The sequence below is a fragment of the Anabaena sp. AL09 genome (genome assembly GCF_001672255.1).
GTDB classification, from domain to species: domain Bacteria; phylum Cyanobacteriota; class Cyanobacteriia; order Cyanobacteriales; family Nostocaceae; genus Dolichospermum; species Dolichospermum lemmermannii.
Genome location: NZ_LJOQ01000106.1, coordinates 33929 through 45616 on the forward strand (window position 1 = coordinate 33929; position 11688 = coordinate 45616).

Here is an 11688-nt window from a genome sequence, read left to right on the forward strand (position 1 = left end):
ACTGACTAAAACCGCAAATAATACATCAACTGAGCGATCGCATCCCCAGATAATTCTAAACGTTGTTGAAAATCTGCTAAACTCCGGTAAGAACCAGCAGCCAGACGGTTTTCCACAACTGTCTGTGCTAGGGATAAATCTATAAAAGGCATTTTGGCAAGACTTTCTACCGAAGCAGTATTAGGGTTAACTTGCTGGGGTTTATCGAGGGAATTTTGATCATAATAATTAAAATTCAGCAAAGGCTTGAGCGGTTCTAATCGTTGTACTGGCAAACCCAAAGCCGCAGCCACATCTTCGATACAATAGAATATCACACCAGCGCGAGAAAGTTCCACAAGCGATCGCCCTTGGTGAATTGACAACCCAGGTAAACGCAGCCAATCATCCACAGTTGCTTGATTAGCATCAATACCCAAACCCAATTCAGCTGCCATTTGTACCTCTTCCCCCGACTGTAAACGATAATAAGGATCATTCAGCAGCTTGGCGCGAAGCTTTTGCAATTTCAGATTTAAAGGTAGCCACTTATTCATTATTAACCTGATCCTTTTACCAATTACCAATTACCAATTACCAATTACCAATTACCAATGACCAATGACCAATGACCAATGACCAATTACCAACTACCAATTACCTAAATCTGATCTAACATTTGCCGACGTTTTTGCTCAAACTCGTATTCAGAAATTAATCCATCTTGACGGAGTGCTTCTAACTCACGCAAAGCATTAGCAACTGATTCTACTTGATTCCCAACTTGGGTTGATACCTTCATTACTGATTCACCCAAATTAAAATACCGATCAAAAGTTTCTTCATCTTGAGTTAAATACCAAACCCCTTCAATAGCACAAGCTACCTTGGGAATCGGTGTCCAAGACAATAGAACATACAGTATTCCCCAAAGTGGCTGTCCCAAGTAGAATTTATGTAAACCCGAAATCGTTAATGTGCCAGAAAAGGCTAAAATAGCAGCAATAGTCCGGCTTTTTCGTTTAGTTAAGATCATTTTATCTATAGCCATTCTACTTGATTCATGAACTGATTAATTCTTCAGAGGGAACAGGGAACGGGCAACACTATGGCTTACGCCACGCTTCGCTATCGACAAGCTCAGTGCATCGCAGAGAACAGAGAAAACTCATGTTTAAAAACATGAGATTGAAATAATGAAACTGTTTTTTCGGGCTACGTATATTTTAAAAACATCTTTTTTTTTGACTGAAGTTTCGAACTGGTGAAACTTTAGTTTATTATCTGTTCCCTCTTCCCTCTTCCCTTTTTTTGTAATAATATAGAATCATTGCTTGCTTGACAGTCATGCTCAAAATATCGAATGGAACTTTAAGATAAAATTCAGTAATAGTCAAGATTAATTTGTAAATAATGATATGATGTCGCTCAATTTTCTATCAACAGAATGGTTAAACCTGCTTTTTGATCCCTACGCTGTGCTAGGGGTGTCAGTGAATGCTGATGAACGTCGAATCAGTAAACGGTATTATATTCTAGCAAAGTTGCTACATCCTGATAACTATATCAAGCATAACCAACCAGATCAGGAATTAGCTCAAGCAGTATTTACACAATTGATTAATCCAGCTTATGAACAACTCAACCATACAAAAAAACGCTTAGATGCAATAAATTTACTACGCTCAGAAGCAGAAGTTTTAGATCCACAGAAAGTCCTTGCTATCAAAGCTTCTAGCATTCAGGCAATATCAACAATGTCTGCTGAAGAAGCAGAATTATTTTATGAAGACGTAGTTACATCCTATGGGTATGAGCAATATCATTCATTACCTCAGTCATGTCAGATAACACAGGAATTAAGTACGTTAAATATAGTCTATCTATCACACCAAAAACCAAACAGTCCACTAGCTAATCAATCTAAATCTATCATCCCCCAAGAAGAAAACCAGATATCTCCAGACACCTCATCTTCAACCACAATTCTCAAACCAGAGCCAATAAACTATGCTCAAGCTTACTATGAGAGAGCCGTAGAATATTATAAACAGGAAAACTGGAACTTAGCAGTAAAAGAACTGCGAGATGCTATTAAATTAGACCTAAATAACAGTGATTACTACGCACTACTGGGAGTAGTCCATTTTCACCAGAAATTTATAGGCATGAGTAAAGTCTACATCGGTCAAGCATTAAAAATTAATCCTCAACAACCACTAGCTTTAAAATACGCTGCCCTTTTGCCAATCCAAGCCAATGAAACAGTTAAGCCTCAATCAATGTCCAAAGCCTTGAGTATCGCTTCTTTCTTAAGTAAGTTTTTATCAACCAAACTTCATTAACATCCCCCCTAACTCTATCCACTTGAGGTCAAGTAGTGAAATTTCGGTAAAAACTCCTACTTGAACCGAAGTGGTTTCCCTAGATGAATCTTCTACACTAAAATGGGAACAGAGGCAAAATTTGAAGCTACTGAAGTCATAGCACTCAGTTAAAGAAAAGCAAAATGGGATTCTTCGACTCGGAAATAGTCCAGCAAGAAGCCAAGCAATTGTTTGAAGATTATCAAGCACTGATTCAGCTTGGCAACAGCTACGGCAAATTTGACCGCGAGGGCAAAAAGCTGTTTATTGAGCAAATGGAATCCATGATGGACAGATATCGCGTCTTTATGAAGCGGTTCGAGCTATCAGAGGATTTCATGGCGCAAATGACCATACAGCAACTAAAAACTCAACTAGGTCAGTTTGGCGTAACTCCACAGCAAATGTTTGATCAGTGCGATTCGTTGTTAGCTGAATCACGGTAATCAGCCCGTACATAAGCTAACCAACCCAATCCAATCATGGAAAAGGTTGAACTCTCGGTCTGATATGGGTGAAAGTCCCATCTACCAGACTCAGGTATGACTCCCTATCTGCCCACGATGACCCGACTCGGTTTCGGGAGGTCGAAGCTGGGAACAGGGCATAATCAGACATCCGTTGTGGGGTGACACTGGTGCTAATGGGGAGTTCCTACGGTGAAACACCAGCCTAGAAAAGCAACCGAACATTGAGCAGGACACAACAGCAAAATCCTGACTTCACTGGAGCATAATTCCCGCCGCATATTGGTCAGATAGCGGTACGAGTCTAGGGAATCCAGTGGTTGAATTGGCTACACCTAACGGAACTATCAATCAACGGAGGGAACGAATAAAAACGGGTTGAAGGTCTAAGGGTGGTCGAACCCTAAGTAGGCTAGACGAGCAGCGGAATCCCTTCAATTCGGGTAGGACAGACCGTAATTGGTCTGAGGTGTTCAGAATACACAAATGGTCGCAGAGCATGATTAGACACAGAGACAACTAAGCGTGAATCCTGGAAGACGTTGCCTTGGAAGAAATTCCGCCGTAACTTATTCCGCCTACAAAAACGCGTGTATAAAGCTGTTCTTGTTGGAGACAAGCGCAAAGCAAAGTCCCTACAAAAGCTGATTCTGAAATCAACCGCAGCGAGATTACTGGCTATTCGTCAAGTAATACAGCTAAACGCTGGTCAAAAGACAGCGGGAATAGACGGGAAAACCGCGCTCTCTTTTGAGCAAAGGTTTCAACTGAGCGAAAAACTCAGAACCGAATGTAACGACTGGAAACACCAGGGATTACGTGAAATACCTATCCCCAAAAAGGACGGTAAAACCCGGATTCTCAAAGTCCCCACTATTGCAGATAGGGCGTATCAATGCCTTGTTAAATACGCATTAGAACCAGCACACGAAGCAACTTTCCATGACAGGAGCTACGGGTTTAGAACGGGACGCTCGGCACACGATGCCCAGAAATTCCTGTTCAATAACCTAAATTCTCGCGTCAACGGAATAGATAAACGAGTTATAGAACTCGACATTGAAAAATGCTTTGATAGGATAAACCACACCGCCATTATGGACAGACTCATTGCTCCCAAGAGCATAAGACAAGGAATTTTCCGATGTCTCAAAGCTGGAGTTAATCCAGAGTTTCCCGAACAAGGAACACCTCAAGGTGGTGTGGTAAGCCCACTATTAGCTAACATCGCCTTAAATGGGATTGAAAGTATTCACAGATATCACAGGACATCCAACTGTAGAATCATAGACAAAACCTTCAAGGAATATATTATTGAGCCATCAGTCCGCTACGCGGATGATATGGTGATAATACTCCGTCCCCAAGACGATGCAACCGTTATACTTGATAAAATCAGTCAGTTTTTAGCAGAGCGGGGAATGAAAGTCAGTGAGAAAAAGACAAAGCTAACCGCCGCGATAGATGGGTTTGATTTCCTCGGCTGGAACTTTTTAGTCCAGAAAAACGGAAAGTTTAGATGTACCCCCTCAGTGGATAACTACAAAGCTTTTCGCAAGAAAGTAAAACACATCGTCAACAACTCGAATTATGGTGCTACCACAAAGGCTGAGAAATTAGCCCCTGTAGTTAGAGGTTACTCTAGCAAGAAATTACTAGATAAGGCGTTCCCCTCAGTTCCTTACTCCGAAAATAAACACATCAATGTCAAAGGTGAGAAATCACCCTACGACGGTGATTTGAGTTATTGGAGCGAACGTAACAGTAAACTCTATGACAGTCATACCTCTAAAGCCCTTAAACGGCAAAGCCATAAATGTGGTCATTGTGGTCTAAAAATGCTCAGTGACGAGAAGGTACATTTACATCATATAGATGGAAACCATAAGAATGGTAAACCTAAAAACCTTCTAGCCATACACGAAAGCTGCCACGATTATATCCACATGAGCAAAAGCGGAAGCTAAGAACATCGGGAGCCGGGTGCGGTGAAAGTCGCACGCCCGGATCTAACTGAGAGGGGCGAGGAATAATATCCTCCCTCGACTCAACCAATGAACGTGACATTAGAAAGGATGAAAGCGGAATTGGAACAAACAAAATAACTGGGAACAGGGGAGGCAGTGGGAAAATTCTTTCTCCCACTGACAACGAACAACGGACAACGGACAACTGACAACTGTACGGGCGAAGCATTTGGAGAACTATTTTTGGCAATGACCGATAATTTATCTTCCAAATGCTTCGCCCCTACTGAAATTTGATTTGGGACGGGGAAACTGAGAAGGAGGCTTAAACTTTTCTACAGGCACACCCTTGAGTGCTTTCATCATAAAGTCCCGCCAAATGGGGGCCACCATGACACCACCAGTTGCTCCATGAGCCAGTTGTTTGCTGTCGTCTCTACCCACCCAGACAGCAGTAGTTAACTGCGGCACAGTGCCGATAAACCAAATATCCTTTTCTGAGGATGTAGTTCCTGTCTTGCCAGCAGAGGGACGGTCTATCGCAGCATTTTTACCTGTACCTTCAGTAATTACTGAAGTCATGATATCAATGGTGGCTGCCGATGCCCAAGAATCAAGAACTTGTTTCGGTTTAGGTGTATTATCGAGAATCACATTACCAGCACTATCGGTAATGCGGACAATTACTGTAGGTGGTGACTGCCAGCCATAATTAGCCAATGTAGCATAAGCACTAGTCATTTCTAAGGGAGTGACAGCAATAGCACCCAAAGGTAAAGAGGTAACAGGTTCCATGGGACTCATAATTCCTAATGTCCGGCAGGTTTCAATCACCTTATTCATCCCCACCGATTTACCAAGTTTAATCACTGGGATGTTTCGAGATTGAGCGAGGGCTTTGCGAATTGACATCGCTCCGGCAAAGCCACCATCATAGTTTCTTGGGAAGTACCTATTATTACCATCTTGGTAGCTGACTGGAGCATCTATCACTGTGCTATCTGGTGCATATTTGCCAGTAGCAAAGGCGGTATAGTAAACAAATGGTTTAAATGAAGAGCCTGGTTGTCGTTGAGCTTGTGTAGCTCGGTTAAATTCACTGGCTTTGTAATCTACACCACCGACAAGGGCTTTCACAAAATGGGTGCGGGGATCAATTGACACTAAGGCCATTTGATTCTTATTCAACCCTTGAGACTGAAGCTTTTCATGCCAATCTCTAACGGTTTCTTCGGCCATTGCTTGGAATTTAGCATCAACCGTAGTTTGGACGCGCATTCCCCCTTTGAGCAGAGAATCACGTCCAAATTTTTTCGCCAACTCTTGGGCTACAGTATTGGTAATATAAGGTGAGGCACTACCTTGAAAAGACCTGATTTTACCCAGTTTAATTGGTTGTTTCAGGGCATCATCATATTCTTTTTGGGTAATCCAATTCAATTCGATCATTCGCCCCAGAACTTCCTTTTGTTTCTGTTTGGCCAATTTCATGCTTGCAAAAGGGCTAAACTCTTCTGGTGCTTGGATTAAACCCGCCATCATGGCTGATTCACCCAAAGTTAAATATTCTGCTGATTTATTAAAATAACTGCGGGCTGCTGTTTGCACACCGTAGTTATTATGACCCCAATAAACTTGATTGAGGTACATTTCTAGAATTTCCTCTTTGCTGAGGATTTGCTCTAACCGAATTGCTAGGACAGCCTCGGCTAACTTCCGCGTAAATGCCCGTTTTTGAGACAAAAATAAGTTTTTTACTAACTGCATGGTGATGGTAGAACCACCTTCTTTTACTCCACCTGCTACCATGTTGACTATGACGGCACGGCCAACACCAGTGGGATTAATCCCGTGATGATCGTAAAAGTGACCATCTTCACTGGCCAAAACTGCGCGTTTGAGGTTGGGGGAAACTTTATTTAATGGTACTACTTCTCGGTTAGCCTCTCCGTGGATGCCAGTTAAAAGTTTGCCTTTTATATCGTATATGTAAGTTGTTTCCGAGGGGAAAAAGTTTTTTATTTGTCTAACATCTGGTAAATTACGGAAACTAATGGCTAAACCTACCAGTGTTCCCGCCACAATAGAGCTTGTTAAGAGTGTCATGGATAGCAGCGTACCCCCAGTTATCTGACCTACTCCCTTAAAAAACTCAAATCCAGATGAATCCTTCTCTTGTGGTTGTTTGTTTGCAAAAGTCCTAGACGACACGGCGATCTCACTTCCTCACTTGTAAATTTAAATGTAATTCATTAAATGGAAAAAGACAGTTAATTTTTTGCAATTATAGTAATCTGACAGGAAAAAGAACAGATAATTGGTTTGTGAACATAACAACCTTAACTTTTAGAGTGGAAAGTATAGTTAATAGCGAATTTCTTAGTATGACGCAAAGTTTCTCTTGGTTGCATCGTGGTGTGGCAGAAATTTTTCCCCATAATGGTGATAATGATCCGGAAAGTTTGGAAAAGCGGTTACTCAATTCTGACTGTCCGTTAAGGATTAAACTCGGTATTGACCCGACTGGGGCAGATATTCATTTGGGTCATAGTATACCTGTACGGAAATTACGGGCTTTTCAAGATGCTGGTCATACAGCGGTACTGATTATTGGTGATTTTACTGCCCGAATTGGTGATCCTACTGGTAAATCTGAGGTGCGTCGTCAACTTACGGAAGCTGATGTGGCACAAAATGCCCAAACTTATCTTGACCAAGTCCGTCCTATTTTAGATTTTGATACTCCCGGTAGGTTAGAAGTCCGTTATAACTCAGAATGGCTTTCCCGTCTAGATTTGGGGAAAACTTTGGAGTTACTTTCCACAATGACGGTCGGACAAATGTTGGCTAAGGAAGGTTTTGCGGAACGTTATAAACAAGAGAGTCCTATTTTTCTCCATGAGTTCCTGTATCCACTGATGCAAGGTTATGATTCTGTGGCTGTGGAAGCTGATGTGGAATTGGGAGGGACTGATCAAAAATTTAACATCGCTGTGGGACGAGATCTACAACGTCATTTTGGTCTAAAACCTCAATTTGGACTGTTATTACCAATTTTAATTGGGACTGATGGTGTCCAAAAAATGTCTAAGTCTTTAGGTAATTATGTGGGTTTAGGAGAACATCCTTCCCAAAAGTATCAAAAACTTCAAGGTATACCAGATAATTTACTGTCGCAGTATTTTGAATTGCTGACGGATTTACCTTTGGATAGTCTGCCAGAAAACCCGCGCTACGCCCAAGAGTTTTTAGCTTGGGAAATTGTCAGTCAATATCACGGTGAAGCGGCAGCTAATCAGGCTAGAGAGGCTGCTAAAACTGGTGGAAGGGAGGGAGCATTACCGGAGTATTCTGTGGCTGCTATTCCTCAATTCCCTGCGAAATTAGCGTTTATTTTAGGTGCTACCGGTTTATGTAAAAGTACAGCCGAAGGTAAACGGAAAATTCAGGAGGGTGGAGTGAGGATAAATGGTGATAAGATTGCTGATGCGGATTTAAGTTTTTTTACACCTGATGATTTATATGATAAGGTGTTACAGGTGGGTAAGAAGAATTTTGTGCGGTTGGTAAAGTAGCTATCAGCTATCAGCTTAAAATGCAAAACGGAAAACATCACGAAAGTAGGGGTAATTCATGAATTACCCCTACGAAACAATTAGGTTTTTGATTACTTCCTGGGTAAGTCTTAATAATGTTGTCATTATCAATAATTCTTAAAAGTCATGATTCAAACCTTAACTAAAATTGTTACACTCGAGGAATTTGTTAACTGGCTTCCTGACAATTCCGATATACGTTATGAATTACATCGTGGAGAAATTGTTAAAATGGCGCAACCAATAACGAACCACAGAGGCACAGAGAACACAGAGAAATGAGGTTTTGAGGAATATTTTGCGTAAGTCCTGTAATCTTAACAAAAATTTCTGACATATTCCCTGAAAATAGGAGATAAATGAAAAAATATGTTATCCTCTATAATTTTGTGAATTAAATACCTTTTTTGTAGAGATTCTAACCCATTAATAAAATTAGTAGAAGATAATTCTAAGGTAATTTTTAAATCTTTTCTAGATACAGGTTGATTACATTTACTCAATGCTAAAATAATCTGTTGTTCAATGGGTGATATTTTGTTAAATATTTGACTAAATAAAGATTGCATTTCTTGAGTAATTACTAATTCATTTTCTGCTAAAAATTCACCAACTTTACCATTAAAAATCTTTTTAATTGAGATGGTAATAGTTTTTAGAAACAATGGATGACCTGTATATAATATCATTAAATTTAACCAAGTATCTTCATCTTTTAATCCGGTATTTTTGAGAATATCTATATTTTCTAGTCCTGATAATTCTAAAGACTTAATGGGATATAATTCTTCATCTAAAGATTCCATTTCTGGACATTGTTCTTGACTCATTAATATGACGCTACTTTGATGTTGGGTTTCTGTAATCATTTTGAATAAGGTTTGATAATCTTGATATTCTGGTTGATATTTTCCCGCAAATTGATGAGGAGTAAAGATATTTTGTACATCATCAAGGATTATTAAGCATTTTTTATTTGTGAGAATATCAAATAATTGTTTTAATTTATCATTTATAGTTGCTTTGGGTTCTTGTTGACAAGTATTTAATAAGTCGTTAATTAGTAAATTTAGGGATTTTGGAAATTTTAAACTTCTCCAAATAATAACTTCAAACTTTTGTTGATGTAAGTCTATAAATCTTTTAACGAGTGTGGTTTTACCAATACCAGATAATCCTAAGATGGAGATTAAATTAGTAGTTTGGTTTAATATCCAATTAAATAAAGTATCAATTTCGGAAATGCGATCGCAAAAACGATTAATTTTAGGAGCAATAGTTAAATCATAATAGAGTTGATTCTTAATACCTTGTTCTGTATTTTCAGAAAATTCTTTATTATTATGGCAATAATTAATATTGTTATTTCCTAAAATAAACTGATTGTTTGCTACTCTTTCGATTGTCCAACAAAAATTATGCTTATTAACATCTTCTCCTAAAGATTCTGATAAAATTTGCCATAGTTTACGTCCAACACTTCTAACGCGACTTTCGCTGCGATGACATTCATCCGCTATTGTCTCATAAGTTTTTCCATCATAAACTCCTGTAATTACAGTTTTTTGCAGATCATCTAAACGTTTTCCTGTCTTATTTAAGATCAATTGATCAGCAAATTGTAAAATTTCTGCAACATCCATAAGATTAGGTCATGATAAGATTCTCAGCAATTATAGCGTATTCTTACGCATCATTGTAAGCTATTTTAATACATTTCCTTGACAGTTCGTTACAAAACACAGTCTTAAACAGTCTTTTGGATTATAAAAAAAGATGATACATATAACCTGTGGTCAAAAATTAAAAATTTGCTGTATTGATACTTAGAGGTAATTTATGCTACCAACTTATAATGTTGTCATGAAAAGGTTCGCAACAGATAATATTGAATCGATCCATTCGAGAAATTGTCATCTGAATGAACAACTTCTAGAAGATGACGTTAGAGAATCGATGCGAAGAGATTTGCCAAATTGGCTTCAACCTTTACTAACTAATCTGACGGCAAAACCCTATCAAGGTGAAAAATCTTATCAGCAAACGGCGTTGAGTAATGTATGGTCAACCTTTTTCGCCTTAATCTTAGGAATTTGTGTTAGTGATTTATCTGTAAATCAGTCTGGTTTTTATCTGTTATTACTTCCTTTAGGATGGTGCCTGACAATTCACGGTTTACGTAAACTTCGACTTACTATTGTGCATGCTTGTAGTCATTATTCTATTTTTGAATATAAAAAATTCAATATCTGGCTAGGCTCGTTCATTTCTATCCTAACATTGACTCTTAATTTCAAAGACTACCAGAAAGGCCATATCAAAGCTCATCATTCAAAAAATTTATTGTTACTAGGAGACGAAACGTATGAGTATCTCATCACTACTGTAGGTTTTCGTTTAGGAATGACAGTGGATGAGGCTTGGAGACACTTAATGAAAACGATAATTTCCCCTTCCTTTTATTTACGCCGTTTTTACTCTCGACTTAAAGAAAGTTTTTTTTCAAACTCTTGGAAAGATAATTTACTATCTATTGCTTTTTGGTTTAGCATATTAATTATTATTGTCATTACCGATTCTTGGCTAGTTTTTTTGATTGCTTGGCTTATTCCCCTTTCAATCTTTTTTGAAACCAGTAGCCTTCTAAGACAATGTGTAGAACATAAATTTCCAAATACGCATGAACGTGACTCAGAAATTTTACAACAGATGACGGCAGCTATTTTCTGTGGTGAGCGTACTCCTAATTATGATTATAATACTTCATGGATTAGAAAATTTATGGCTTGGAGTCACTGGTGGCTACGGCTATTTTTCTATCATTTGCCATCTAGATATTTAATTCTTACTGGTGATACTCCTTGTCATGATTGGCATCATCGTTACCCAAGAAACTTAGAGTGGTCTAACTCTATATTTGAACGGCAAAAAGATCTTGAAACTGGAGAGCTAGGATGGAAATATCAACATAGTTGGGGGTTAATTGAAGCTATGAATAAAACTTTTGAGTCTCTAAGCTATAAACAGTCTACTTAATTTTTCAAGTCAACAACCACCCATTACAAGCGGATGGCTTGTGAAGGCGGGCTGAAACCCCCCTTTTGGAAGTAGGTTTAGCGTTAAGTCGATAGCATCGGTAAAGTTCGTCGTTACTTAGATAGTGTCCGAGCGTAATTTATATCAGCGTGATTCGTCTCGGTATAATCTTTTTTTACTGTTTTAAGGCTATTCACTCGGATTTGAATTATACATTGAATTTGTGAGGAATATCGGGATATTCCAGAAAACGCCACCACTGTGAGGCCTTAGACAG

General features: G+C 39.0%; 9 protein-coding genes and 2 pseudogenes. 6 read left to right on the forward strand and 5 right to left on the reverse strand.

All coding sequences use genetic code 11. The features are described 5' to 3' along the window. Window positions 1-5: 5 nt before the first annotated feature. Both AN490_RS21880 and AN490_RS21885 read right to left on the reverse strand, forming a co-directional pair. Window positions 6-536: a ComEA family DNA-binding protein gene (locus AN490_RS21880; protein WP_300007003.1), complete on the reverse strand. Its 531-nt coding sequence runs from the start codon at window positions 534-536 to the stop codon at window positions 6-8. A 104-nt stretch (window positions 537-640) separates the two neighbouring features. Then, window positions 641-1012: an NINE protein gene (locus AN490_RS21885; RefSeq protein ID WP_168634424.1), complete on the reverse strand. Its 372-nt coding sequence runs from the start codon at window positions 1010-1012 to the stop codon at window positions 641-643. Between the two features lie 385 nt (window positions 1013-1397). Between AN490_RS21885 and AN490_RS21890 the strand changes: the two genes are divergently transcribed. The 3 genes and pseudogenes from AN490_RS21890 (at window position 1398) to AN490_RS21900 (ending at window position 4779) form a co-directional block, all read left to right on the forward strand. Beyond that, complete coding sequence (locus AN490_RS21890) at window positions 1398-2324, forward strand: DnaJ domain-containing protein (protein ID WP_366925061.1); 927 nt, start codon at window positions 1398-1400, stop codon at window positions 2322-2324. A 164-nt stretch (window positions 2325-2488) separates the two neighbouring features. Further along, the gene (locus tag AN490_RS21895) at window positions 2489-2791 is read left to right on the forward strand and encodes a DUF1825 family protein (protein WP_213720015.1); all 303 of its coding nucleotides are present in this window, start codon (window positions 2489-2491) and stop codon (window positions 2789-2791) included. A 520-nt stretch (window positions 2792-3311) separates the two neighbouring features. Beyond that, a pseudogene (locus tag AN490_RS21900) lies at window positions 3312-4779 on the forward strand (reverse transcriptase domain-containing protein). 80 nt (window positions 4780-4859) lie between these two features. Here AN490_RS21900 and AN490_RS21905 read toward each other — a convergent pair. Together AN490_RS21905 and AN490_RS21910 are read right to left on the reverse strand one after the other, a co-directional pair. Beyond that, window positions 4860-5051, reverse strand: a complete 192-nt coding sequence (locus tag AN490_RS21905) for a hypothetical protein (protein WP_300007005.1) — start codon at window positions 5049-5051, stop codon at window positions 4860-4862. Then, complete coding sequence (locus AN490_RS21910) at window positions 5041-6990, reverse strand: transglycosylase domain-containing protein (protein ID WP_300007007.1); 1950 nt, start codon at window positions 6988-6990, stop codon at window positions 5041-5043. Before AN490_RS21910 ends, AN490_RS21905 begins: the two co-directional genes overlap by 11 nt. Before the next feature lie 173 nt (window positions 6991-7163). Between AN490_RS21910 and tyrS the strand changes: the two genes are divergently transcribed. Both tyrS and AN490_RS21920 read left to right on the forward strand, forming a co-directional pair. Next, complete coding sequence (tyrS, locus tag AN490_RS21915; RefSeq protein ID WP_300007276.1) at window positions 7164-8354, forward strand: tyrosine--tRNA ligase; 1191 nt, start codon at window positions 7164-7166, stop codon at window positions 8352-8354. Window positions 8355-8501: 147 nt separating this feature from the next. After that, a pseudogene (locus tag AN490_RS21920) lies at window positions 8502-8618 on the forward strand (Uma2 family endonuclease); the annotation flags it as partial. A gap of 74 nt (window positions 8619-8692) precedes the next feature. Here AN490_RS21920 and AN490_RS21925 read toward each other — a convergent pair. Beyond that, window positions 8693-10018 (reverse strand): ATP-binding protein, encoded by a 1326-nt coding sequence (locus tag AN490_RS21925; protein WP_300007009.1) that lies wholly within the window; start codon window positions 10016-10018, stop codon window positions 8693-8695. A 196-nt stretch (window positions 10019-10214) separates the two neighbouring features. Between AN490_RS21925 and AN490_RS21930 the strand changes: the two genes are divergently transcribed. Continuing rightward, the gene (locus tag AN490_RS21930) at window positions 10215-11411 is read left to right on the forward strand and encodes a fatty acid desaturase (RefSeq protein ID WP_300007011.1); all 1197 of its coding nucleotides are present in this window, start codon (window positions 10215-10217) and stop codon (window positions 11409-11411) included. Window positions 11412-11688: the final 277 nt, after the last annotated feature.